This window comes from Methanolobus sp. WCC5, from assembly GCF_045690325.1.
Taxonomy (GTDB): Archaea; Halobacteriota; Methanosarcinia; order Methanosarcinales; family Methanosarcinaceae; genus Methanolobus.
This window is the reverse complement of the sequence record NZ_CP146981.1, coordinates 1,284,193-1,309,600: the sequence shown is the minus strand read 5'-3', so window position 1 is coordinate 1,309,600 and position 25,408 is coordinate 1,284,193. Positions and strand designations below refer to the sequence as shown.

Below are 25,408 nucleotides of genomic sequence, written 5' to 3'. Positions count from 1 at the left end.
CTCTGATTTTGAATTAGTTGTTCAGATATTACCTGAATATATGTCAGATGTTTCGTATATTTGTTCGTCGTCATAAAATGAAATATCTGTATCAGGTCAATATATTGTGTATGTAGTGAGTTGATATAATGATTATTGATTGAAGTTCAATTAATACCCCTTCTCTTTTTTAATCCAGCATCTAATTGTATAGTTTTCATTCCAGCTCAGTAAATCTTCATGTCCAGGGTAATCGAATCTATAATGTCCATTCTTTCGTTTTTAAGTGTCAGCATTATAACGTATTCTCCGGCCGGGACGTTCTCAAGCTGATTGGAGTAGTTTATTCCTTTCGGGACATTGTTGTATGGGGCTATACTGATATCCGTTTCATAATAAAATGATTCTAGTGCTTCTCCTGTATATTTATTGATAAAGCTGCTTATGACTTTATATTCTTTCTGTACTGATGTCGGATTTGAGACTGTGAAATATACGGACATACAGTCCTGCGGGGAAGGTTCTCTTGCTGTGCTGATATCATGTTTTTTGACTATATTATATCCATTTTCATCTCTGCCGTCAAACTGAAGTAATCCAATGTCGAAGGGATCTTTGCGGTTTGTAAAACTGAGGCAACTGAATCCGTAATTGCTGCGATCGGTCATGTAGATGGAACCTTCGGATCCTTTGATCGGTGCATCTTCGAGAATTTCAATGGTAAAGGCCATGTTCGAAGGTTTTATGTTTTTAACAAGTTTTTCGTTGAAATCATTCCAGCTAACAGGTACTGCAACATATCTTCCTTTGATCTGCAAGAGGTCTTCGGTTATTGCTCCGCTGGGGTCGGTAAGGTAGATGTGTTCTTTGTCATACCCTACTGCAATAATTGCATGACCTTGCCTTTTGCTGTCTGTGCCTTCATACTGGAATGCCATAAGGATCGGCTGACCACGGTCTATGTTATCTTTTATTAGTCCATTGAAGTTTTCAGTGTCAAAATCCCTGACATTGAATCCCCATATAGTTCTTCTGATATTGAGTGGACCGGATTGTTTTATGTATTTTTCAAGCGAGTGATCGAAAATGTTGTATTGCTCCTTGAAAGTCTCGTGGTGGCCTGAATTGAAATGACTTGCTATTTCCCATGGTTGGATCCGGATGTTATTGTAATTTAGCATCATGCTGAGGGAGTAATAAATACACCAGCTTGTGTCGCCCTGATTGTAGTATGGTACTGAAAGGATCTTGCTTTTGACTGGATCTTGATCAATGTCCGTGTATCCGTTAATGCTGGTCTTTGTACTCAGTGCTTCTTCTGTAGAGGCGACATTGAATGTGAATATAATCATGGCACAGGCTATCAGGGCGAGTGTTTTAGTTGCCAGTGGTATTACGTTTCTTCGACTTATTTCCGGACCCCCCGATCCGTTCATATCCCATATTCTCCATAAGATCCATGGCCGCATCCAGCATTGTTGAATGTGTATCCTGCGTCCAGGACAGGAATGATGGAGTGTGTATTCTATGTATGTTTTGTGAGTTTCATTCTCTTTTGTGTTATTATATATACGTAACCTTCTGAAGAAATATGCTAATTGTAATGATAATGATGTATATTCCTTTTTGTATCCGGGGCTCTGCTTAATGTGAAAATCAATATTTCTGATTTTCCTTCATTTTTTTGTTTTCTTTTTCTGTTTTCTGAATCGATTCTATCATTTATTTTTGTAAAAAAATCTGTTTATCTTGTATGTGATCGTTGTTATTGTTCTCATTCCCGCAACCCTTTTATACAAAGCCTGTTATGTAGGGGTGCTCGCGACGAGCCAGATGATGCGGTCTGCGCATCAGTTAATTTGTCAGTCGTGAATATCTGATGAAGTAGTAATCCCATTTCATCAGTTAAGTGCCTCAAAGGCCCCTTTTCCTTCGAACCCTCTGGTTCGAAAGGTATATATACGAATACGGCCTTTGAAGGAGTCCGCGCAAATCGCGCGAAACACTTACAATCACCGCCTTATACTATAAGTGGGGACAGAAGCTTTTTCTGTCCGACGTTGGATTTGGCAGTTCGGTTAATTCTGACCGGTAGTGTTTAACTACAAACTTAAAGGAATTAACCAAACTAATGTGCAGAAAGGAAGTATACTCTCAAGAGAGTTCTTTCCGATCGATTCCTTAATTGACTTCCAAAATTTGTGTGTGATCAACAATTCTGGTTGATCCTGCCAGAGGTCACTGCTATCAGTGTTCGATTAAGCCATGCGAGTCAAATGTTCTTCGTGAACATGGCGTACTGCTCAGTAACACGTGGATAATCTGCCCTAAGGTCAGGCATAACACCGGGAAACTGGTGATAATTCCTGATATACCATAGATACTGGAATGTTCTGTGGTCAAAAGCTCCGGCGCCTTAGGATGAATCTGCGGCCTATCAGGTCGTAGTGGGTGTAACGTACCTACTAGCCGACGACGGGTACGGGTTGTGAGAGCAAGAGCCCGGAGATGGATTCTGAGACATGAATCCAGGCCCTACGGGGCGCAGCAGGCGCGAAAACTTTACAATGCGGGAAACCGCGATAAGGGGACACTGAGTGCCAGCATACAATGTTGGCTGTCCGCATGTATAAATAGCATGTGTTAGCAAGGGCCGGGCAAGACCGGTGCCAGCCGCCGCGGTAACACCGGCGGCCCGAGTGGTGGCCACTATTATTGGGTCTAAAGGGTCCGTAGCCGGTTTGATCAGTCTTCCGGGAAATCTGACAGCTCAACTGTTAGGCTTCCGGGGGATACTGTCAGACTTGGGACCGGGAGAGGTAAGAGGTACTACAGGGGTAGGAGTGAAATCTTGTAATCCTTGTGGGACCACCAGTGGCGAAGGCGTCTTACCAGAACGGGTCCGACGGTGAGGGACGAAAGCTGGGGGCACGAACCGGATTAGATACCCGGGTAGTCCCAGCCGTAAACGATGCTCGCTAGGTGTCTGGGATGGTGCGACCGTTTCAGGTGCCGCAGGGAAGCCGTGAAGCGAGCCACCTGGGAAGTACGGCCGCAAGGCTGAAACTTAAAGGAATTGGCGGGGGAGCACTACAACGGGTGGAGCCTGCGGTTTAATTGGACTCAACGCCGGAAAACTCACCTGGGGCGACAGCAATATGTAGGTCAGGCTGAAGGTCTTACCTGAATCGCTGAGAGGAGGTGCATGGCCGTCGTCAGTTCGTACTGTGAAGCATCCTGTTAAGTCAGGCAACGAGCGAGACCCGTGCCCACTGTTGCCAGCATATCCTTAGGGATGATGGGTACTCTGTGGGGACCGCCGCTGCTAAAGCGGAGGAAGGTGCGGGCTACGGTAGGTCAGTATGCCCCGAATCTCCAGGGCTACACGCGGGCTACAATGGCCGGGACAATGGGTCCCTACCCCGAAAGGGGTTGGTAATCTCATAAACCCGGCCGTAGTTCGAATCGAGGGCTGCAACTCGCCCTCGTGAAGCTGGAATCCGTAGTAATCGCGTTTCAATATAGCGCGGTGAATACGTCCCTGCTCCTTGCACACACCGCCCGTCAAACCACCCGAGTGAGGTATGGGTGAGGGCACGGACCAAGTGCCGTGTTCGAACCTAAATTTCGCAAGGGGGGTTAAGTCGTAACAAGGTAGCCGTAGGGGAATCTGCGGCTGGATCACCTCCTAAGCAGATCGGCAAAACGCCGATCACCACAACCGGTCAGAAATCGAAAAACTGTCAGATCCAGAATGAAGATCCACAACATAAGGATCGTTCATGGGCTTGTAGATCAGTTGGAAGATCGTCGCCTTTGCAAGGCGAAGGCCCTGGGTTCGAATCCCAGCAAGTCCATTATTCAGTGCACCCGGCAAGTAATGTTGCCGGGGAAGGATGAAGTGGTCGGCGACCAGGCCGGCTGCAATGAGATCGTGTATACGCATGCATATATCAGACGCTCACTGGACAAAGTGAGATGGACTCTGGTAAATATGCCTTCAGGTGGATGGCTCGGCTCAAGCGCTGATGAGGGACGTGCCAAGCTGCGATAAGCCCGGGGTAGGTGCATGGAGCCTATGAACCCGGGATCTCCTAATGGGTCTTCCTGACACGTTTTACGTGTCGATCATCAATGATCGGGAACGCCCCGAATTGAAGCATCTTAGTAGGGGCAGGAAAAGAAATCGAAGAGATACCGTTAGTAATGGCGAATGAACACGGTACAGTTCAAACTGAATCCCGCCGGTAACGAGCGGGAGATGTGGTGTTGTAGGTTCTTTCTAAAGGTCCCACTTGGTTGGAGTTTAACTTTTCTGGAACGTTAGACCACAGAGTGTGATAGTCACGTAAACAACGACCAAAGGATCTGGATTATAACCTGAGTAACGTGGGTCGGAATTCCCGCGTGAATTTGGGAGGCACCAACTTCCAAAACTAAATACGACTTGAGACCGATAGCGAACTAGTAGGGTGACCGAAAACTGAAAAGTACCCCAAGAAGGGAGGTTAAAAGTGCCTGAAACCTGGAGGCGATGGAGCGATATGGCGTTAAAGGATCTTTGATGCGAAGGAAACAGTCGCGAGGCTGCTGTACGGGCATCACTGCCAATGTCATATCTTACGTTTTGAAGAACGGGCCAGGGAGTGTATTCAAATGGCGATGGCTAACTTTCAAATAGGAAGCCGAAGCGAAAGCAACATGCTCGCAGCCGTAAGGCGAGGAGCGACGTATACAAGTGCGTGGAGTCATTGGGATACGACCCGAAGCCGGGTGATCTAGGCGTGGGCAGGTTGAAGCGTGGCGAAAGCTACGTGGAGGACCGCAAGCGGTATTGATCTGCAAATCATTCGTGTGACCTGCGTCTCGGAGTGAAAGGCTAATCTAACCCGGCATCAGCTGGTTCCTTCCGAAACATGTCGCAGCATGACCTGATCGGAGATAGTCGGTGAAGTAGAGCACTGATTGGTGGTCCCGGGGAAGAAATTCCTCAGCTACTTGTCAAACTCCAAACTCACCGTCGTCTGAGAAGATCGGAGTCCGGACTACTGGGGTAAGCTTGTAGTCCGTAAGGGAGACAACCCAGCCCGTGGTTAAGGTCCCAAAGTGTCGACTAAGTGTTAATACTAAAGGGCGTCCTAAGCCCTAGACAGCTGGAAGGTTAGCTTAGAAGCAGCTATCCTTTAAAGAGTGCGTAACAGCCCACCAGTCGAGGTTTGGGGCCCCGAAAATGGACGGGGCTCAAGTCGACCACCGATACCACGGAGCACCGCAAGGTGATCTCGTAGGAAGGCGTTGCGTTCGGGCAGAAGCAGGGCTGTGAAGTCCTGTGGACCGTGCGGAAACGAAAATCCTGGTAATAGTAACAGCATAGATAGGTGAGAATCCTATCCGCCGAAGGGGCTAGGTTTCCTCGGCAATGATCGTCAGCCGAGGGTTAGTCGGTCCTAAGACGTACCGTAATCCGAGTACGCCAAAAGGGAAACAGGTTAATATTCCTGTACCTCATGACAATAAACTGACGTTTTTGGGCAGGCTGAGCGGCGTCGTCGCGCCGTCTAAGCACCGAATCCCGTGGAGAGCCGTAATGGCGAGAAGCGGGCGAATGTGTTATGGCGAAAGTCAGCTGCACCCGGGAACCCGTGAAAAGGAAGTCATGGGTCCGTACCGAGAACTGACACAGGTGCCCCTAGCTGAAAAGGCTAAGGCGTGTCGGAATAATTTGGCTAAGGGAATTCGGCAAATTAGCTCCGTAACTTCGGGAGAAGGAGTGCCTGCTGTGAAGACAGCAGGTCGCAGTGACAAGAGAGCTCTAACTGTCTAATATCAACATAGGAGATCGCAAACCCGTAAGGGCTAGTACGATCTCTGAATCCTGCTCAGTGCAGGTACCTGAAACCCCGGTTCAACGGGACGAAGGGCCTGTAAACAGCGGGGGTAACTATGACCCTCTTAAGGTAGCGTAGTACCTTGTCGCTTAATTGGCGACTTGCATGAATGGATCAATGAGAGCTCTACTGTCCCTAGCCAGAGTCCGGTGAAGCTTACTTTCTAGTGCACAGTCTAGAGACCTCTAGGGGGAAGTGAAGACCCCGTGGAGCTTTACTGCAGCCTGTCGTTGGGTTGTGATTTTGGATGTACAGTGTAGGTAGGAGACGTCGAAACCGGTGCGCCAGCATCGGTGGAGTCGCCATTGGGACACTACCCTTCTGAAATTACGGCCCTAACTCCGAGAGGAGGACCCCGATAGGTGGGCAGTTTGCCTGGGGCGGGACGCCCTTGAAAAGATATCAAGGGCGCACAAAGGTTGACTCAAGTGGGTCGGAAACCCACTGAAGAGTGCAAGAGCATAAGTCAGCCTGACGTTATTCAGCACAGTAGTGGATGACGAGACGAAAGTCGGTTCTAGCGAACTTTTGTGCTCGCTTGGTGCGAGCCAAAAATGACAGAAAAGTTACCCCGGGGATAATTGAGTTGTTGCCGGCAAGAGCACATATCGACCCGGCAGCTTGCTACTTCGATGTCGGTTCTTTCCATCCTGGCCGTGCAGCAGCGGCCAAGGGTGAGGTTGTTCGCCTATTAAAGGAGATCGTGAGCTGGGTTTAGACCGTCGTGAGACAGGTCGGTTACTATCTACTAGAGGTGTCAGTGGTCTGAGGGTAAGCTACTTTTAGTACGAGAGGAACAGGGTAGCGGCGCCACTGGTGTATCAGTTGTCCGACAGGGCACTGCTGAGCAGCTACGCGCTAAGGAATAAGAGCTGAATGCATCTAAGCTCGAAATCTGACTTGAAAAGAGACCACATTAAGGATCCCGGTACAAGACCGGTTTGATAGGGTCGGGATGTACGCACCAAGGCAACGAGGTGTTCAGTCCGCGGCTACTAAAAATCCGTGCCTGTCCGTCTTGCTTTGTCCAGGCGAAATCTGATATGTGCATGATGATATACACGAACTTTCCAGTAAAGTTTAAATGCAATGGATTCATTCATGAATCGCTCATTGCCAAGGTGGCGGAGCGGCTACGCAATCGCCTGCAGAGCGATTCCATTCCGGTTCGAATCCGGACCTTGGCTTTACTGTTCATCATGAGAGAGTTTGGCGGCCATAGCGGCAGGGCAATTCCTGTACCCATACCGAACACAGAAGATAAGCCTGCCAGCGTTCCTTACTGTACTGAAGTACGAGAGTCTTCGGGAAATCTGGATCGCTGCCAGCTCACTCATACGATCTATTATTATTTTTCTGTTTTGATTTTAATCTTTGATCTTATTTAGTTGCAGATACCTTCATAGTTCTGCAGCCCGATTGTCTAAACCGTGATAAGCTCACCGCGCATGTACAGCAGAATTCCCGATGATCGATACTAGAATAATCAGGCTTCTTATTCGTTTTTAGGTGAGATTATTACATCTTCTCCGATAACTCTTCTTTGGGCTTCATGTTTTGCTACTTCTATGAATTCATCGGTAGTGCTTTTCCTTCCACTGACCCATTTATCCATGATCACACATGTGACAAGGTCCCCGGTAACATTGACTGCAGTACGGCTCATATCAAGTATCCTGTCAACACCTATGATCAGTGCGATACCTGCGGTGGGTATTCCAACGCTGGTTAAGATCATAGCCAGGATTACAATCCCTACTCCCGGCGTGGAAGGTGTGCCTATTGAAGCTCCTACCACAGTTATCATTATCAACAGCAATTCCCCAAAACCAAGGTCAATTCCAAATGCCTGTGCAAGAAATACAGCTGCTATACTTTGGTAAAGTGCGGTCCCGTTCATATTGATGGTAGCTCCAAGCGGGATGACGAACTGTGATATGGATGGTCTGACCCCTATATTCTCTTCAGCTGTCTTAATGGAAAGTGGCATTACTGCTGCAGAACTGGATGTGGAAAAAGCCAGCAGCAATACATCTTTTATTTCTTTCAGGAAAATGAGCGGATTCTTTCCTGTCACAGCCAGGATGATCAGCATGTAGAGGCCTAACATCAAAAGCAGTCCCATCAGTACTGTAGCAACATAGACAAGCATTCCCATCAATGCATCAAGCCCCAGATTTATTGTGAATTTGCATATGAGTCCAAAAACTGCAACTGGGGCCAGTAACATGCTCCAGCGGACAACAGTCATACTGACCTCCTGCAAAGAGCCCAATAACTCAAGCATTGGCTTGGACTGTGTCGGCTGCATTGAAACCAGAGCTACACCTATGATTATGGAGAACAGAACAACCTGGAGCATCTGTCCTGTGGCAAGTGCTCCAAGTGGATTTGTAGGCAGTATCGTTGTGATCATCCCTGGAAGTGCAGCAACATCAGGTGTACCGATCTCACCATTTTCACTCTGTGTTGTATCCGTTGTTACAATAGTATCCTGGACAAGTTCGCTGCTAATATAAGTGCCGGGATTTATTAGCAGTGCAAGGCTCAGTCCGATTATAATTGCAATTGCAGTGGTAATCAGGAAATATCCGACAGTCCGAAGCCCTATCTTCTTAAGTTGTTCCATGTCCTCACCTGCAGCGATCCCCCGTATGATTGACGCAAAAACAAGAGGCACAACGATCATCTGGAGGAGTGCAAGGAAGATATAACCCGGAAGTGCCAGCCATTCACCAATGGTGTATGATAGTTCCTTGCTCAAAAATCCGGCAGAAGGGCCAAGTACAAGACCGGTAAGAATACCCAGCATCATCCCTATCAATATCTTCAGCCATAATCTACCCTTTACTAGTTCATGAAGATGAAAGCTCAAATGCTTCAATGAGCGTGGGTGGATCAGTGTAAGAGGGTCCGGTAACTTATATCTGCCTGACATAACAGTAAAATAATTTAAATGTTAACTTCTTATGTTCTTCCCAATATCTGTTATTATCAATACTATGACCGATTATTCTTTCACTTTCTGCGCAGTATGCTCTCATCAATAGGATAATATTCGGTAGCTGAACTGATTAGTTCTGCAGCAGTGTTCCTTTCAAAAGAATGGACCTCCACACGTACTCCGCAGGCTTTAAGGTGATTGACAAGTGCCGTAAAATCACCATCTCCGCTCACAAGTACAACAGTATCAACTTTTTCAGAAATTGCAATGGCATCGATGGCTATTCCCATATCCCAGTCTCCTTTTGTAGAACCATCCGGTCGGATCTTAAGTTGTTTTGTCCTTATCTCCCATCCGAAATTCCTTAACTGGTATTTGAATCCTGACTGATCCACTTCCTCTGCTTCTACCAGATAGGCAATGGCTCTTATAAGTTGTCTGCCCTTAAGTACTGTTGCAAGCAATTTCTCATAATCCAGTCGGCTGTCAGAATAATTGTTCCTTGCAGAATAAAACATGTTCTGGACATCAGCAAAAACTGCAATCCTCTGGCTCCTGAATATATTCTGCTCGTTGTTATGTGAATTGGACATCATCTCTTCTCCATCAAAGGTTATATATTTTTACTTTGTTCTTATTCATATCCTTTTTTGTTATTCAGGTATCTTTTATCCATAATGATTCATCTGACTTATTTTTACGTATGAATGTTCTCTATTTTGCATGATTCTGTTCTTGAATGGGACAGGCATTTATCCCATATAGGACTTTATATCTTTATTTGAAGTTCATCAGGAGGAATAACATGGGATTATTCAACAGGATGGGAACTGTAGTTAAATCAAAAATGAGCAAACTGATAGATCGTATGGAAGACCCCCGTGAAACACTGGATTATTCTTATGAGAAACAGCTTGATATGCTTCAGAATGTCAAAAGAGGTGTTGCAGATGTGGCAACATCCAAAAAGAGACTTCAATTGCAGAGAGCTAAATTAACCCAGAGTATGGATAAACTGGACACTCAGGCAAGGGAAGCTATCAAAGTGGACCGGGAGGATCTGGCACGCATGGCACTTGAGAGAAAAAGTACCCTTGTTATTCAGGCACAGGGTCTTGACCAGCAGATAGCAGAGCTTGAAAAGGAGCAGGAGAAACTTGTTGCAGCTGAGAAGCGTTTATCAACTAAAGTCGAGGTTTTCAGGACAAAGAAAGAAACCATTAAAGCCCAGTACTCTGCAGCTGAAGCTCAGGTGAAGATAAATGAATCCGTTTCCGGTATAAGCGAAGAGATGGCAGACGTGGGTCTGGCTATAGAAAGGGCTGAGAACAAGACCGAACAGATGAAAGCCCGTGCATCAGCACTGGATGAACTGATAGCTGTAGGCACACTTGATGACTTCACTAGCAGTGGTGATGATATTGAGCAGGAGCTTGCAAAAATAAACTCTGCTACAAGCGTGGATCTCGAACTTGAGAAACTCAGGAAGGAGGCGGGTAAATGATAATAAGGATAGTCGGTGAGGGACAGTATAAAGTCCCAAGTAGTCTTTTTGACGAACTCAACGCTATAGATAACCGAATAGTTGAACTTGTCTCCGTGGAAAATGAAGAGGAATTCAAGGCAGAGCTTTCCAGACTTATAGACAAGATAAAATCAAATGGAAAACAACTGGATGATTCAGATATCATTGAATCAGATATTATCGTCCCTCCTGAGGACCTTTCCATGGAAGAGGCGAAGGAAATCTTTACAGGTGTCGGGATATTTGAGGATTGAATGGTGACAGTCGATTTCTAAGAAAAGAAGTCCACGTGCCTAAAACGGCATGTTCCAAAGGGGATGCCACTTCCCCACATCCTTTTCTATTGGCAGTTCCTTTTCCATCAATGATTTGAGTCTGAACTCCATGGAATTGTCCCTTTTGTTCTTTCCCTGAGGTACGAAGGGATAGTAGTTTCCCTGTTTGAAATTATATATCCAGTATACGGGTCCGTTGCTTTGGAACCTGTAAACTGCACAGAGGATATGTTCTCCGAAACCATGTTCAATTAGGGTCTGTGAGATCATGTGTATGGTTGTCACAAGATCTTCAAAGTCCCTGTCTTTCAGTATCACCCAGAGGAAATTGTATTCATCTTTCTCAATACTGAATTCAGTTCCCGTCTCAGGGGTACTAAGTTGCAGAAGCTGCTCAATTTCTTCCCTTGCTGATTCGTATTTTGTCATTCCCAGGGACTTGAAACATATCCTGGCTAATGATGACGGTTTTATGTTAAGGTCCATTTCCAGGGTTATCGATGCTGTAGATATAGCAAAGAGTCTGTCATTTTTTGCAGCCGGCAACCTGCTTCTTCCAAGCATGGAATCTATAATGCTGCGAATACCCATCAGAGTTCTATCTCCCTCTGTATCTTTTCAAGGGCTGCAACCCTTTTCTCAAGGGTCGGATGTGTAGATATAAGGTTCATTAAGGAACCTGATACTGCCGGTATGATGAAAAAGGCATTCATTCCTTCCATTTTACGCAGATCTTCGGCAGGCACCTTTTCAATTGTTCCACTTATTTTCCTAAGTGCTGATATAAGGTTTGCAGGCTCGCCGGTAATCATTGCAGCTCCTCTGTCCGCAGCAAATTCCCTGTACCTTGATAAGGCACGTATTAGCAGAAAACTGATTATCCATACTAATATGGAAACGACCCATACTATGATCAAAGCCCCATTTGAGTTTCTTCTGCCACTGCCAAAGCTTCCTATGTAGAAGCTGTATCTGACAATGTAGAATGCCAGGGTTGAAATGAAACTGGCTATTGTCAGAATTGCCATATCCCTGTTCTTTACATGGCTCAACTCGTGTGCAAGCACAGCTTCCAGTTCTCTCTGGTCAAGCCTTTTCAGCAGTCCGGTGGTAACAGCAACAACCGCGCTCTTGTAGCCTCTTCCTGTTGCAAAGGCATTTGGTACTGAAGTATCTACGATGGCAACAGTTGGTTTTGGCAAACCGGCAACAACACATAATCGGGTTATGGTCTCATGAAGTCGTGGAGCTTCAGTTTCTGAGACCACTTTTGCATTAGTGGTCCAGAGTACCAGCTTGTCTGAGTAATAGTATTGTACTCCCATGAACAGTACTATGAACACTAGCATGATCTCTGCGGAAGCATTCATGACAGTAGAGAGGAAGGCAAGGAAAAAAAGATAAACTGCAGCCAGCAGGAACATTGTCAGTATCATTCTCCCTTCAAGCCCCAGATCATTTTTCCATTCTACCATGCCAGCCCCTCTTCAAAGTTCTATTTAAGCACATTATTGAAACCCAGTTTGTGCCTCATGGTTTTTCTGCCAGAAGCAATCCTTTTTGCCAGTCATTGATTATTCTAATAGCAGTTCTTGTTTCATCGACCTGTCCCTTCTTTTTCAGGAAATTGCTTTGCATACCTATTATCTCCAGTATATCGTAGGAATTCCCATCTGTTGCACTTATATTGTAGAAGGATTCAAGTACATCTTTCTGTTCCTCAACCAGTTTCTCGATTATCTTCAGGGCAACCCCTATCTGATCTTTCAGGTGAGTCGAATCCTTTATACCCAGCAGTCCCTGTATGTACTCATCATGCTCATCAAAAGGAATAACTCCTGGTGTATCAAGGAAAACAATGCGTGAACCGGCATTGACTAGCTGAACTCCTTTTGTATGACCGGAGATTGCAGATGTTGAAGCTTTACCTCTGCCTGCAACACCATTGATAACAGAGGATTTCCCCGTATTCGGGTATCCTATGCAACCCACCAGTATGTCCCTGTCCCTTATATTTGCAACTTCAAGTATCTTATGTCTTAGCATTGTTGTCCCAAACCTTTCCTTCGAGGAAACAAAAACGGCAGGAGCTGCTTTTGCCATACGGCTCTTTGCTTTTTCAAGTTTATCTTTTGGAACAAGGTCACATTTATTGAGCACGATAATAAAAGGCTTTTTAGTACGTAACATCTCCTTTTCGATTTCACTGTTCCTTGTTTCTTCTGGAAAACGGGCGTCAACCACTTCAAGAAGGACATCAGCTTTTTTTATGACATCTTTTACCAATAATTTCTGACTGGCCATGTTTTTCTCATCGTTGAATAATTATAGAAAATTAAGTAATCATAAGAATTTAGTACCCACTTATCCTTTGAAAGGATATATTTCCTTTGATAGGCATACTTTATTTTCCTGATGACTATGCTTTCCAGCATACTTTGTTCTGAATTTGCACCTGATTTCATAAAACAGCTTCAGGAAAATGCAAGGATGAGGTGGAACTGGTTTTCTAATCATTTATGCGGCTATTTTTCAATAGTTTTTTTTGAATATAATCTCTGACATTTACCACAAAGTTAAAACCCTACCTCTCTATTACATCGAATCAACCGTGAATTGCAATGCCTTTGTTTTTGGAATTCCGGTAAGTTCTCTTAAATTGCAGGAAGAAAAATGAGCAAGGAATCAGTCAAGATCGGTGAAGAGCCGGGGGTCCTGGAGAAAAGCGGGGACGGCAGTCTGAAAACACTGATGAATGACCCCAAAAGAGCTATGATCAAGCTTTCGCTCCCTATGATCCTGGCAATGTCCATACAAACACTTTACAATCTTGTTGATACTTTCTGGGTATCCGGCCTGGGTGCAGATGCGCTTGCTGCAACAGGTTTTGTTTTTCCTTTCTTTTTTGTAGCAATTGCACTTTCCAATGGTCTGGGTATAGGTGCAGGTGCAGCAATTTCCAGGCGCCTGGGTGCACAGGATAAAACCGCTGCAGATCATGTTGCTACTAACTCGATGATAATGATGCTGTTACTGTGTATTGCCTTTACGATTCCCTTTTATCTTTTTTCACGTGAACTCTTCCTTCTTGTGGGTGCGGGCAAAACAGTTGAACTTGCAACATCTTACGGACAGATCATATTTGCAGGGAGCATCTTTATCTTCTTTACTAATGTGGCTAACTGTATCCTTCGCAGTGAAGGCGATACCAAAAGGGCAATGTATGCAATGGTAATAGGTGCTGTTCTTAATATGGTACTTGACCCTATCTTCATCTATACTCTTGGAATGGGTATCGCAGGTGCTGCCTGGGCTACCATCATTTCACTTGCTGTGTCTGCAGTTTTTATGTTTAACTGGCTGTTCCTCAGGAAAGATACATATGTCACCTTTGATTTCAGGAGCTTCCGTTTTGAAAAAGACATTGTTATTGACATCTTCAGGGTTGGTGTTCCTGCTTCAATTGAACATTCTTCAATGGCTCTATCCCTTATACTACTTAATATTGTAATTGTGTCGGTGGACAGCACGGATGCGGTTGCTGTCTATTCTGTAGGCTGGCGTGTAGCATCCATAGCTATTCAGCCATTGATAGGCATTGCAACGGCAGTTATTACAATGACAGGTTTTTCATATGGCGAGCGTTCTTTTAAAAAGATAGACTTTATCCATATCTATGCAACAAAAGCAGGTTTCCTTGTGGAGATGGCCATTTCATTGCTGACATATATACTGGCTCCGCAGATCGCATATATATTCACGATGTCTGAGGGGTCTGCTCACATAGCTGATGAATTGACTGTTTTCCTTCGAATACTATGCATCTTCTATCCGATGATATCCCTTGGGATGATGTCATCATCGCTTTTCCAGGGCACAGGGAAGGGTATTAATTCCCTGATCTCCACAGTCCTACGTTCTTTAATCCTGGCTCCACTGTTTGCATTTTTTATTGGGGCGATTTCAGGTTTTGGGATTACTGGTGTCTGGTGGGGTATTGTAATGGGGCATATTGTAGGTTCTTTCATCCCATTCATATGGGTAAGGTTATATGTTGGTGCATTAAACAGAACAAATTGAGCTTTGAATTTAAAAGGTTAACTCCAAAATTAAAAGGTCAACTCCAAAATCCGGGCTGCTTGCCGAAAATCCGGTGCCTAATATAAGGGTTCTGTTCTTTTTAGCAATGTTTAAGTATTAGGTAAACGCTAAAAGCCATTGCGACTGCAAAATAATTAAGTCTGTGTATGCTAACTGCTAACAATCAAAATAATCACTGATAATCTTACCCCATACTGGCCTATGGTTCCGTATAATACCAAAGGACGGTTTGAGCAACTGATCATGACACTATCTGATAAACCCCGGATCCTGGTTGTAGACGATGAGCCAATGAACATCGAATTGCTTCAGGCTTACCTTCAGATGGATTATGAAGTAATTTCCGCATATAATGGGAATGAAGCACTGGATATTGTGTTCAGGGACATTCCAGATATTGTACTTCTTGATGTAATGATGCCTGGTATAAATGGCTATCAGGTTTGTGAGCAGATAAAAAGCTCGGAAAAGACTCAGTTCATACCGGTGGTTCTGGTTACAGCATTATCCGGGAGGGAAGATCGTCTAAGGGGTATAGAGGCTAAAGCAGATGATTTTCTTACAAAACCAGTAGACCGGCTCGAGCTTAAAATGAGGGTAAAGTCTTTACTTCGCATAAAAGACCTTCATGATAATCTTATAAAAGAGCGCGATCAGGCGCAGAACTATCTTGACGTGGCAGCAGTAATGATGCTGGTCCTTGACATGAATGGCGATATTGTCCTTATTAACAAAAGGGGCCTGGAGATATTGGGTTACAGGGAAGATGAAGTCCTGGGGAAAAATCTGCTTGGTCAATTCATCCCCGTCGAATCAAGGCATGGCATGGAAAGTCACTTTTTCAGTTCATTGGATGATATCAGTGGCAATATGGAGTATTATGAATGTCCTGTAGTTACAAAGAATGAAGACCATCGGATTGTTTCATGGTATTCAAAACCGTTGGTTGATGAAAATAACAAAGTGAAAGGGCTTCTTTATTCCGGCCAGGATATAACTAAAAGAAAAAAAATCGAAGAAAAACTTAAGGAACATACCCGGGCAATGGAAGCTTCCATAGACGGGATGGCTATCATGGATAAGAGGGGCGTGTATACTTATGTCAATGATGCATATTCACGCATATTCGGTTATGAAGGTCCGCATGAGCTTGTAGGGAAAGAATGGAAGATCCTGTACGAAGATCCTGAAATTGAAAGATTTAACAATGAGATATTTCCTGAGTTCCTCTTCAAAGGTAAATGGAAGGGTGAACTCCTTGGAAAGAAAAAAGACGGTAACAGCTTTTTTCAGGAGCTTTCAATGGCTGTCCTTGACACAGGGGTCATATCTGTTGTGAGGGATGTATCTGAACGTAAGTATGTGGAATCCAAGCTGAACCAATATGCATCACAGCTCAAGAGCTCGAACGAACTTAAAGATCTTTTTACAGACATACTCCGTCATGATCTTTTAAATCCGGCTGGTGTTGTAAAAGGATTCACTGATATGCTCCTGCAGGAAGAGGCCGATGAAAAGAGAAAATACAAACTCCAGCTTATAGAGAGCAATGTATCCCGCCTTATAGAGATGATAGAGTCAGCTGCAAAATTTTCAAGGCTTGAGGATATTGATGAACTTGAATTCAAATCTATGGATCTTGCCGGTATCATTCGCAATGTTGCAGAGGACTTTGAGCCCCAGCTTAAGTCAAAGAATATAATACTTGATCTCAAACTGGATACTTCTTGTCCGGCCATATTGAACCCGCTGATAGACGGGGTTTTTGCCAACTTCATTTCAAACGCTATTAAATATGGTCCTTCTGACAGTACTGTCACAGTTGATGTGAAGGATATTGGTCATGAATGGAAGATAATGGTATCAGATTCAGGTGAAGGTATACCCGATAAAGATAAACAGCTTATATTTGACCGGTTCAAACGTCTTGCAGAGAAGAAAAAAGCTGTAAAGGGATCCGGACTGGGTCTTGCAATCGCTAAAAGGATAGTTGAATTGCATGGTGGGATGATCGGTGTTGAGGATAATCCTACCGGAAAAGGCAGTGTGTTCTGGGCAACCGTGAAAAAAGCATAATTTCACTTGCCTATGTCCTCATACCATATATCCGGTTTTTCACGGATGAACTTTTTCATCATTTCTTTGCATTCCTCTATGTTCAGGTCAATGACCTCTACACCATGCTCTTTCATGAACGCAGAGGCTCCATCAAAAGTTTCCGATTCTCCTGCAATTACTTTTTTTATTCCAAACTGTACAATGGCTCCGGCACAAAGGTAACATGGCATGAGGGTCGAATATATCACCGTTGCATTGTATTTCCCGATTCTGCCTGCACTGCGGATGCAATCTATCTCTGCATGTGCCAGAGGATCACCATGCTGAACTCTTCGGTTGTGTCCCCTGCCGATAACCTGTCCATTCTTTACAAGTACGGATCCTATGGGTATTCCACCTTCCTCCAGGCCCTTTTCTGCCTCTTCAATTGCAAGTTGCATAAATTCATCCATATTGTTCCTCTTCTGATTAGATTAGAATTTAATATTATATTTTCATTCATATATGTCCTTTGTTGTCATTGCCGCAAGAAAATGAACAAGATGAAGAAAATTAACTAAATGAAGAAAATGAGGAAAAAACGTAAAAGGCCAGATTATGCATGCTGATATTTACATTAATCCATTAATCATATCTTATAATCATATCTTTATAAAGTCAGCATCAGGTTCCCAAAGAAACAGGTATTCTCGTGTGTGTTTATAACCTCAGGCTTAAGTATTGCGATACCCCTGTTCATAGTCTTTGATGCAATTAATATTTCCATCAGTGACAGTTTGCCTTCTTCGAACATGTCACCTACTGTTTTCATACCTTCTATAAAACCTTCCTCTATTATATCGAGTGGATCTATGCCTGAACTGATAGTTTCCATTGCTACGCTGGCTGCTTGGGCATCATTGGAATTTATTACGGCATTTTTAGCTTTAGTGATAAGCTCGCTCTTTATGGGATCGCTTACATTCATTATTTTATCATATCCTCAGACGTTGTTCTTTGAAATAAGGAAGTTTGTTTTCAGGATGGTTCTGACATCCAGTGTTCACTACTTTCTGTTTTCATAAGAACTTTATCTATTAGAATTATATATTTGACAGTGAAATATATAGTTCCTATGTTTTTCTGGAATTGATGGAAATGCAATCTCTAAAAAGGTAATATACACAAAGCCACGCCTTGAAATTGATTCCTGGCTTAAGGTTTTTATCTTTTTATCTTGAATACACGGTCATTCCTGCGGACGGTTTCTTTCACTTCAAGTCCAATTTCGCAACCTCTGTCAACACTGATGGTACTTTCACCTTCGTGGATCATGGATTTTACTTCCTGTTCCAGATAAGTTGTATTCCCTTCAATAATGATATTATCTCCTATCTCCAATCCCTGTTCCAGAAGTCTGACAGCGGCTGCAGATCTTTTAGGATAGAAATTTGTAATAACACCAACAGCTTCTCTTTTTACAGGGGAGGCATTCATGTCGTGAGCATATGCCAGACTATCGGGCCCGGGATGTCCGAAATAGAATCCTGTTGAAAAACCTCTGTTATACTCAAGTGCCATTCTCTCTTTCAAAGAAAGTATCGTTTTCATATCATACTTCCCTTTATTGAAACTATCTATTGCCTGCCGGTAACATTCTGCTACAGTGGCAGTATATCCGGGATTTCTGAGTCTTCCTTCCACCTTGAAGGCATCGATGCCGGCTTCAATGAGTTCAGGTATGTGCTCGATCATACAGAGATCCTTTGCACTGAGGAGATATTTACCTTTAAGGTCTACTACAGCACCGTTGTCTGAGTGCAAGGTCCATTCCCAGCGGCATGGTTGGGTACAATCTCCGCAATTGCCTGATCTGCCAAGCATATATGCAGAAATGTAACATCTGCCGGAGATGGCCTGGCACACTGCTCCGTGAATGAAGGTCTCTATTTCTATACTGGTATCATTTTTTATCTCTTTTATCTGTTCAAGGCTTAGTTCTCTGGCGAGTACAACCCTGCTTGCTCCCAATGATCTGTAGAACTCAGCTGTTAATTTATTTGACACATTTGCCTGTGTGGATATGTGTATCTTCAGGCCCTTTTCAGCAGCTTTCACAATTGTTGCCGGGTCCCATGCTATCACTGCATCTACATTTGCGCATGCCGCACATTCAAGTACCTCTTCCAGTTCTTCAATATCATCCGGATATATCACGGAATTTACTGCAAGATATCCTTTCATACCTTTCTTATGGATCTCATCTACAAAATCTGAAAGCTTCTCAGCACTTATCTCCTGTGCCCTTGACCTGAGACTGAATCTGTCAACTGAAAAATATACAGCATCTGCATTTTTTTTGCACGCTTTCAAGGCTGCCAGGTTCCTTACACCCATTACCAGTTCCGGTGTCTTTCTTTTGTTAAAGGACATTGGAGTATGGATTCATATTAATGTTTAAAGCATTTGTGTTGAAGACCAGTTTGCTTTTCTTCCTGACAAGTTTTATTTGAAGCCGGGAACTTATATATACTATGATACACTATCTTGTCATACGGATGAATGTTAGTGTTGCCTAATACGGCACCAAAGAAGCACAGAATTCCGAAAAGTCATTATCTGCAATATCATTCCTGATAAAACCAAAGAGGTAAAAAATGGCTCCTATCATACCGCTTGCAATGATTCCTGAAGGTAAAGACACCAAGATCATCTCCATCAACGCAGGCAACTGCCTGCTAAATCGTCTCAGATCCATGGGTTTTATAGAGAACACCCTGCTAAAAGTAAAGAGAGGTATCAATGGCTCTTTGATAGTCTCCGTGAACGGATGCGATTATGCTCTTGGTATGGGTATGGCTTCAAAGATCATGGTACAGGAATGTTCTGCATAAAATATACTCTTTCTCTGCTCGTTTTGAGCCCCATTCAATTGCCGAATAAAAGTGATCCAATTATCCAATTAGTGAGATCGGGCAGAAAAAGAAGAAGCCCGACGGGCTTCATTTTATAATTTATTCTTCCTTTTTACGGAATATGAAAGCAAGGCCTAGTATTGCAGCTATAGGCAATGCAATTGTCGGGAATTCAGGAATTTCATTTTCCGGGCAGTCGTATCCATATTTGTATACAGTTACATGTCCGTTATTAACAGTAGTACAAATATGATTCTGTGATGTTACATCCACATTTTCTATCTTGATAGTGTGGGTAGTGCTCTCCAGTCCGCTGATCTTCAGAGACCTTATTTTCTGCGCATTGATATCCTGTCCAAGTCCGACATTAGCCCAGGTGTCCCCTTCCCAAACAGCTACATCGTCTACGTATACTCTTGCATATCCGTCATTACTGTCACTGGCAAACACTATGCAGAAGCAGTTCGTAGGATATAATGTGTTGATGAGCATGTAACCGTTCTCATCGATCACTGCAAGTCTTCCGTCAGCATCGGTCCATGTACCGCCAACGATGCTGCTACTGAAATATGATGTCCACGTGCTTGTTACAGCCGGATTTCCGTATGTCCATACATCAAGATCACATTCCGCATCCTCGATCATCTCTACATTTATAGTGCTTGAAGTTACAGCAGATGCTGTTCCGATCAAAAATAATGCTGCAAGCATTATAAAGAATATTTTTTCCAGATTCATGTATCTCATATCGTACCACCGATTAAAACGCCGATTTTGATAGATACATTTCCTATATTTCAGGATGTATTTAAACATTATCAAATAATATCAAAAGTAATGATTCTAATCATTATCATTTATCTGTTTTTACAGAGTAGACAGGTTTTCTCTTTTCAATACCTGTCTTGAAATCATGGATAAAAAAGTGAAAAAGGAAAAGAACCACAGGGTCAAAATGATTTCCTGTTCCCGCTTGGTCCTCTCATATAATTTCCGAATTCCGAGTCAATAAGTTGCAGGCCATTGAACACGGGTCCGTCCTTGCAGACGCGCAGGCCTTCCCTGTCCATACAGCAGGCCCCGCAAACGCCAATAGCGCATTTGAAATATCTGTGCAGACTGAATTCAGTGCGTTCAAGCGCATTTTCTTTTTCCAGCATGTTGAAGATGCATTTCATCATCATTTCCGGACCGCAGGTATATATCCGGTCATAGTCCATGATATCCGTCTCTGCAAGGACATCGGTGACAAAACCACATCTGTGTGCCGAACCGTCATCTGTTGTAAGGTACAGTTTCCCGCAGTATGCGAAACGGTCTGCAAACAGCAGTTCTTCTGCATTCCTGGCCCCTAGTATCGTATTCATGCAAATATCCATTGAAGCTGCATATTCTGCCAGTGGTGCCAGCGGCGCAGCACCAACCCCGCCTGCTATAAGAAGTATCCTCTCATCTTTTCCAGGTAGCGTAAAACCTCTTCCAAAAGGTCCCCTTATCCCAAGTTGATCGCCTTCTTCAAGCATGAACATCCTTTCGGTGGCATCGCCTACTTTTTGAACAGTAATGGAATTCTTACTCGAAAGTGTCATGGGAATCTCATCTACACCGCGTATCCAGACCATGACAAACTGTCCGGGAATGGCTTCATTGAATGCTTTGTCAAAGATGAAGGTCCTTGTAGAGGGTGTTTCCCTGATTATCTTTATTATTTTGACATTCACCGGGTACATTATATCCTCTCATGTGCAATTCCGATGATAGCGGAGATGTCTTTGTAGTCTCTTTCAGTAACGAATTGTTCTATTCCCATGGCAATAGAACTGAAAACCTCAGTACCTTCATAAACTGCCGAGCCAATCTGTACTGCAGTGGCCCCTGCCATCATCATCTCAATGGCATCTTCCCACGTATAAATACCGCCAACGCCGATTATGGGTATGTCCAGAGCTGCATAAAGATCGTAGACACATTTCAATGCTATCGGTTTAACAGCCCGTCCTGAAAGTCCTCCGAACAGGTTGCCAAGCACAGGATAGCCACTATGGATGTCGATGGCCATTCCTTTGACAGTATTGATGGCTACAACAGCATCTGCTCCTCCTCTCTGTGCGGCCTCGCCTATTGCAATGATATCCGTGACATTGGGTGTGAGCTTCACCCATACGGGTATGTCCACAGCCTCACAAACGGCATTGGTTATGGTTTCCACAGCATCAGGATTGCTTCCAACAGATGCCCCGTATCCCAATGCATGGGGGCAACTCACGTTAAGTTCAAGTGCATCAGGCTTTGAATCCATCAACCCCAATGCAACATCCGTGAACTCTTCTTGCGTGCCTCCGAAAATGCTCGCAATTACCGGAACTCCTGCATCTTTCTTTGCAATGGTAAGCTCTCCCCTGAAATCAGGATATGAAGGATTTGGCAATCCCATGGCATTCAAAAACCCATATCCCAGGTCTATCATGCTCGGATTCCTGTGCCCATCCTTTGGTTCAGGGCCAATGGACTTTGTAACCACTGCACCTGCACCTTCTCTGGCCATGCGGATAAGTGATGCACCTGTGGTTCCCATTATTCCTGCAGCCAATATTGCAGGATTCCTAAGTTCTATCCCGGTGACATTGATCATTTATCCTTACACCTCATCAGATAAGCCTGAAGCAAGCTGGCATACAGCTCTTTGCACAAGTTCCTTACCACCCATTTGCACCAGTCCTCTTGCAATCATTTTCGCATGGTCCTGATAGTTCTGCACAGGGATCACTTCCTCAATGCGGACATGTTCTGAGCCATCCAGAGCAAGCACTTCGCAGCATATGCTTATCTCATCATCATTGATGAAATGTGCGAAGGAACCAATGGGTGCGGTGCATCCACCCTCCACATCTGCAATAGCAATGCGCTCTACATGTGTTTCTATCCGGGTCTGCTGGTGATCCAGGTTGGATGTTATCTCCTCTGCCTCGCTTTTGGCAGGAGTGACCACAGCTATGGTCCCCTGGTTAGCGGAAGGGCAGAAGAACTGAGGATCAAGACGCTGTACATTCATTTCCCATCCCATTCTCTGCAGGCCGGCTTCGGCAAGAAGTATCCCATCATATAAGCCTTCTTCCAGTTTCCTGATACGTGTATTGATGTTCCCTCTCAGGTCCTGTACATGAAGGTCAGGACGATATCTGAGGATCTGGGCTCTTCTGCGCATGGAAGTGGTACCAAGGACTGCCTCCTCAGGTAGTTCGTCCATCCTTGTTCCATCCATTGTCAGCAGGACATCAAATGGTGAATCACGTTTAAGCACAGCAGAAGTCGAAAGTTCTTCAGGGCGGACAGTTGGCAGGTCCTTCATAGAGTGGACGGAGATATCTATCTCTCCTTCCAGCATCCTGTCATCAAGCTCCCTGACAAATGCCCCAACTCCTGCAACCTCATGTAATGGCCTGTCTGTAAATGTGTCTCCGGATGTCTTTATTATCTTCCTGGTAACGCTGACCCCAAGTTCTGAAAGAAGACGTTCTATGGTCTCTGTCTGCGCGAGAGCCAGGGCACTTCCACGAGTTCCTATTATCATGCGATTTCACCGCTCATCTGAGGTTTGCTTCATAGGCGAGCAGTGTCTTCTCAATGTCATCATCAGTGTGGGCAGTGGAGATGAAATTCGTTTCAAATTGTGACGGGGGCAGGAAGATACCACTGTCAAGCATCTTGAAGAAGAATTTCAGGTAGCCTTCCTTATCGCACCTGAGAACTTCCTGGTAGTTACGGGGCTTGTCCCCGAAGAATATCTTGAACATGGATGCAATACCCACAACATTGTAATCAAGTCCAAGGTCCGTTACTATTTCGGATAACCTGGCCCTCATCATGTCTCCGGTTGCATTCAGGTTCTTGTGAACCTCTTCTTTTTCCAGCACATCAAGCACTGCAAGTCCTGCTGCCACCGAGGCTGGGCTGCCACTGAAAGTGCCTGCCTGGTACACACTTCCTGAAGGCGCTATCATCTCTATGATCTCTTTCTTTCCTCCGAATACACCAATTGGCATTCCGCCACCGACTATCTTGCCAAGGGTTGTCATGTCAGGTGTCACACCGAAGTATTCCTGGGCTCCTCCCATTGCAAGCCTGAAACCGGTGATTACCTCATCGAATATCAGTACGATATCGTTTTCCTCGGTTATTTTGCGTACGTCCTTAAGATAGTCTCCTTCGGGAAGTACCGGTCCTATGTTACCCATCACAGGCTCCACTATAAGTGCAGCAATATCGTTTCTGTTCTTCTCTATGGCCAAAGCCAGTGCCTCGATATCGTTGAAAGGTACCTGCAAAGTGTGTTTTGTAAAATCCTCAGGTATGCCCAGAGAATCGGGTTTTCCAAGGGTTGTTGCACCAGAGCCAGCCTTTACCAGCACCGCATCATGAGCTCCGTGGAAGCCACCTTCTATCTTGATGAATTTGTCCTTTCCTGTGAATCCCCTTGCAGCGCGCAATGCACTCATGGTGGCCTCGGTACCAGTGGACACAAACCTTAACATGTCGATACTGGGATACAGGCCTGCTATCCTCTCGGCCAGATCGACTTCAAGCTCTGTTGGTGTGCCGTACAGCCATCCCCTGTCTAGCTGGGCGACGATTGCCTCCTTTATGACAGGGTTTGCATGTCCCAGTATGTTTGGGCCATATGCGAGACAGTAATCGATATACTCGTTCCCGTCGATATCCTTTATCTTTGAACCACATGCTGATTCCGTGTAGAATGGATATGGTTTTATGGCGCGTACCGGGCTGCTGACGCCGCCGGGAAGGAAATTCCTTGCTTTATTGTATAATTCTCTGGACTTGTCTAAAGACATATGATCACCATTTATTGTAATGAGTTAATGAAATTGTCTTTGTGTTAATAATAGCCTGATGTTTTAGAGTTGGATATCCTGTAAATATTAGAATTTTGCTAGTAATGCTTCCACACTATTTTTTGCTCTTCCATCAATCGATTCTCTAAATATTTCTTCTGCTTTATTTCTGTAATCTGAATCAGCTGTTATCAAGTATGCCCTTCTCAGGTAATCGATTGCTAGAAGGGGATTATTTTCCAGCATATTTGCCATTGAATCGTAATACTTGGGCAATTCTAAAAAAGTGTTAAAGAACTTATCCATCTTGTCCTCGAAATCCTGTCCATATTCAATATATTCGGTCCGAACAAAGTCTGAGGGCACTTTTGCTTCTTTTGTTTTGATAACCAGTGTCTCCTTGCCATAGGCTTGCATAAAGCCTATCTCGTAGAATATATTGGATAAAGTAAGAGGTGGCATATTATGGTCGATGATTGCAATACCTAAAGGGACAGCTACTATCAGATTCCATATCTTCATCAGAAAATCTTTTCCTGTCACCACACTTTCTGCATCGATGTCTTCTATCTGGTATTTTTCCAGTACCGATCTCAATGATTTCCGAATCATTATGATTTCATCTGAAACAGGTTCACCCAATTTCGTCATTATGAAACAGGTCCTTGGGCGGTAGCTAATGTGATTGGTGTGTACATCTCCATCGTTAGGCCTGTAAAGGATCATTAGTTCCTCTTTCTTGCAATTGGTATATTTTTGTAAGGGCCTTCTGATTTTTTATGATCCAATATCTTCCCGGCAGTTCTATCTATTTTTACATACCTTCCTGATTTTGGATTCTTTATCTGGACAATATCTCTTTCTACCATTGTTACACGCTGCTATTTTAGCTGT

At 44.2% G+C, this 25,408-nt stretch carries 21 protein-coding genes, 2 tRNA genes and 3 rRNA genes; 10 read left to right on the top strand and 16 right to left on the bottom strand.

The genetic code is table 11. From position 1 onward, the window contains the following. Nucleotides 1-206: 206 nt before the first annotated feature. Nucleotides 207-1,415, bottom strand: a complete 1,209-nt coding sequence (locus V7O64_RS06270) for a C39 family peptidase (RefSeq protein WP_407357150.1) — start codon at nt 1,413-1,415, stop codon at nt 207-209. 779 nt (nt 1,416-2,194) lie between these two features. Between V7O64_RS06270 and V7O64_RS06265 the strand changes: the two genes are divergently transcribed. From V7O64_RS06265 to rrf, 5 genes are all read left to right on the top strand, one after another. Next, nucleotides 2,195-3,669: ribosomal RNA gene (locus V7O64_RS06265) — 16S ribosomal RNA — on the top strand. A gap of 94 nt (nt 3,670-3,763) precedes the next feature. Continuing rightward, a tRNA-Ala gene (locus V7O64_RS06260) sits at nt 3,764-3,836 on the top strand. 123 nt (nt 3,837-3,959) lie between these two features. Further along, a 23S ribosomal RNA gene (locus tag V7O64_RS06255) occupies nt 3,960-6,884 on the top strand. Between the two features lie 98 nt (nt 6,885-6,982). After that, nucleotides 6,983-7,054 (top strand) — tRNA-Cys (locus V7O64_RS06250). Between the two features lie 21 nt (nt 7,055-7,075). Further along, nucleotides 7,076-7,197, top strand: a 5S ribosomal RNA gene (rrf, locus tag V7O64_RS06245). The 16S, 23S and 5S rRNA genes sit together here with 2 tRNA genes alongside, the layout of an rRNA operon. Nucleotides 7,198-7,362: 165 nt before the next feature. Here rrf and V7O64_RS06240 read toward each other — a convergent pair. Together V7O64_RS06240 and V7O64_RS06235 are read right to left on the bottom strand one after the other, a co-directional pair. Next, nucleotides 7,363-8,805 (bottom strand): dicarboxylate/amino acid:cation symporter, encoded by a 1,443-nt coding sequence (locus V7O64_RS06240; protein WP_407357149.1) that lies wholly within the window; start codon nt 8,803-8,805, stop codon nt 7,363-7,365. Nucleotides 8,806-8,885: 80 nt separating this feature from the next. Then, a complete protein-coding gene (locus tag V7O64_RS06235) occupies nt 8,886-9,407 on the bottom strand; it encodes an NYN domain-containing protein (RefSeq protein ID WP_407357148.1) in 522 nt (173 codons plus the stop codon). 209 nt (nt 9,408-9,616) lie between these two features. Between V7O64_RS06235 and V7O64_RS06230 the strand changes: the two genes are divergently transcribed. Both V7O64_RS06230 and pspAA read left to right on the top strand, forming a co-directional pair. Continuing rightward, nucleotides 9,617-10,315: a PspA/IM30 family protein gene (locus V7O64_RS06230; RefSeq protein ID WP_407357147.1), complete on the top strand. Its 699-nt coding sequence runs from the start codon at nt 9,617-9,619 to the stop codon at nt 10,313-10,315. Beyond that, nucleotides 10,312-10,590 carry a PspA-associated protein PspAA gene (gene pspAA / locus V7O64_RS06225; RefSeq protein WP_407357146.1) on the top strand — a complete coding sequence of 93 codons (279 nt, stop codon included), beginning with the start codon at nt 10,312-10,314 and terminating at the stop codon, nt 10,588-10,590. The genes V7O64_RS06230 and pspAA overlap by 4 nt, the downstream gene beginning before the upstream one ends. A gap of 39 nt (nt 10,591-10,629) precedes the next feature. On the opposite strand, the gene pspAB is transcribed toward pspAA, so the two are convergent. From pspAB to V7O64_RS06210, 3 genes are read right to left on the bottom strand one after another with little or no spacing between them, the layout of a single operon-like run. Next, nucleotides 10,630-11,202 (bottom strand): PspA-associated protein PspAB, encoded by a 573-nt coding sequence (pspAB, locus tag V7O64_RS06220; RefSeq protein ID WP_407357145.1) that lies wholly within the window; start codon nt 11,200-11,202, stop codon nt 10,630-10,632. After that, a complete protein-coding gene (gene htpX / locus V7O64_RS06215) occupies nt 11,202-12,086 on the bottom strand; it encodes a zinc metalloprotease HtpX (protein ID WP_407357144.1) in 885 nt (294 codons plus the stop codon). The genes pspAB and htpX overlap by 1 nt, the downstream gene beginning before the upstream one ends. A 55-nt stretch (nt 12,087-12,141) precedes the next feature. Then, nucleotides 12,142-12,915 carry a GTPase gene (locus V7O64_RS06210; RefSeq protein ID WP_407357143.1) on the bottom strand — a complete coding sequence of 258 codons (774 nt, stop codon included), beginning with the start codon at nt 12,913-12,915 and terminating at the stop codon, nt 12,142-12,144. A gap of 369 nt (nt 12,916-13,284) precedes the next feature. Between V7O64_RS06210 and V7O64_RS06205 the strand changes: the two genes are divergently transcribed. Further along, the gene (locus V7O64_RS06205) at nt 13,285-14,691 is read left to right on the top strand and encodes an MATE family efflux transporter (RefSeq protein WP_407357142.1); all 1,407 of its coding nucleotides are present in this window, start codon (nt 13,285-13,287) and stop codon (nt 14,689-14,691) included. A gap of 264 nt (nt 14,692-14,955) precedes the next feature. Next, nucleotides 14,956-16,788, top strand: coding sequence for a PAS domain S-box protein (locus V7O64_RS06200; protein ID WP_407357141.1), 1,833 nt, complete (start codon nt 14,956-14,958; stop codon nt 16,786-16,788). Between the two features lie 2 nt (nt 16,789-16,790). Here the strand turns inward: V7O64_RS06200 and V7O64_RS06195 are convergent, their stop codons facing one another. The 3 genes from V7O64_RS06195 to V7O64_RS06185 all read right to left on the bottom strand — a co-directional run bounded on the left by V7O64_RS06195 (nt 16,791) and on the right by V7O64_RS06185 (nt 19,182). Further along, nucleotides 16,791-17,222 (bottom strand): nucleoside deaminase, encoded by a 432-nt coding sequence (locus V7O64_RS06195; protein WP_407357140.1) that lies wholly within the window; start codon nt 17,220-17,222, stop codon nt 16,791-16,793. 197 nt (nt 17,223-17,419) lie between these two features. Continuing rightward, the gene (locus V7O64_RS06190) at nt 17,420-17,737 is read right to left on the bottom strand and encodes a B12-binding domain-containing protein (protein WP_407357139.1); all 318 of its coding nucleotides are present in this window, start codon (nt 17,735-17,737) and stop codon (nt 17,420-17,422) included. 236 nt (nt 17,738-17,973) lie between these two features. Further along, the gene (locus V7O64_RS06185; RefSeq protein ID WP_407357138.1) at nt 17,974-19,182 is read right to left on the bottom strand and encodes a peptidase U32 family protein; all 1,209 of its coding nucleotides are present in this window, start codon (nt 19,180-19,182) and stop codon (nt 17,974-17,976) included. A gap of 224 nt (nt 19,183-19,406) precedes the next feature. On the opposite strand from V7O64_RS06185, the gene V7O64_RS06180 reads away from it, so the two are divergent. Further along, nucleotides 19,407-19,643, top strand: a complete 237-nt coding sequence (locus V7O64_RS06180) for a ferrous iron transport protein A (protein ID WP_407357137.1) — start codon at nt 19,407-19,409, stop codon at nt 19,641-19,643. A gap of 120 nt (nt 19,644-19,763) precedes the next feature. Here the strand turns inward: V7O64_RS06180 and V7O64_RS06175 are convergent, their stop codons facing one another. The 7 genes from V7O64_RS06175 to V7O64_RS06145 form a co-directional block, all read right to left on the bottom strand. After that, entirely contained in the window at nt 19,764-20,411 is a 648-nt protein-coding gene (locus V7O64_RS06175; RefSeq protein ID WP_407357136.1) for a PEF-CTERM sorting domain-containing protein, read from the bottom strand. A 203-nt stretch (nt 20,412-20,614) separates the two neighbouring features. Then, nucleotides 20,615-21,394 (bottom strand): dihydroorotate dehydrogenase electron transfer subunit, encoded by a 780-nt coding sequence (locus V7O64_RS06170; protein ID WP_407357135.1) that lies wholly within the window; start codon nt 21,392-21,394, stop codon nt 20,615-20,617. Further along, nucleotides 21,394-22,296, bottom strand: coding sequence for a dihydroorotate dehydrogenase (locus tag V7O64_RS06165; protein WP_407357134.1), 903 nt, complete (start codon nt 22,294-22,296; stop codon nt 21,394-21,396). The genes V7O64_RS06170 and V7O64_RS06165 overlap by 1 nt, the downstream gene beginning before the upstream one ends. Nucleotides 22,297-22,302: 6 nt before the next feature. Beyond that, nucleotides 22,303-23,235: a hydroxymethylbilane synthase gene (gene hemC / locus V7O64_RS06160; protein ID WP_407357133.1), complete on the bottom strand. Its 933-nt coding sequence runs from the start codon at nt 23,233-23,235 to the stop codon at nt 22,303-22,305. A 13-nt stretch (nt 23,236-23,248) separates the two neighbouring features. Further along, nucleotides 23,249-24,514, bottom strand: a complete 1,266-nt coding sequence (gene hemL, locus V7O64_RS06155) for a glutamate-1-semialdehyde 2,1-aminomutase (RefSeq protein WP_407357132.1) — start codon at nt 24,512-24,514, stop codon at nt 23,249-23,251. An 87-nt stretch (nt 24,515-24,601) separates the two neighbouring features. Beyond that, nucleotides 24,602-25,240: a hypothetical protein gene (locus tag V7O64_RS06150; protein WP_407357131.1), complete on the bottom strand. Its 639-nt coding sequence runs from the start codon at nt 25,238-25,240 to the stop codon at nt 24,602-24,604. Further along, nucleotides 25,240-25,383: a hypothetical protein gene (locus V7O64_RS06145; protein ID WP_407357130.1), complete on the bottom strand. Its 144-nt coding sequence runs from the start codon at nt 25,381-25,383 to the stop codon at nt 25,240-25,242. Before V7O64_RS06145 ends, V7O64_RS06150 begins: the two co-directional genes overlap by 1 nt. Between the last annotated feature and the right edge of the window lie 25 nt (nt 25,384-25,408).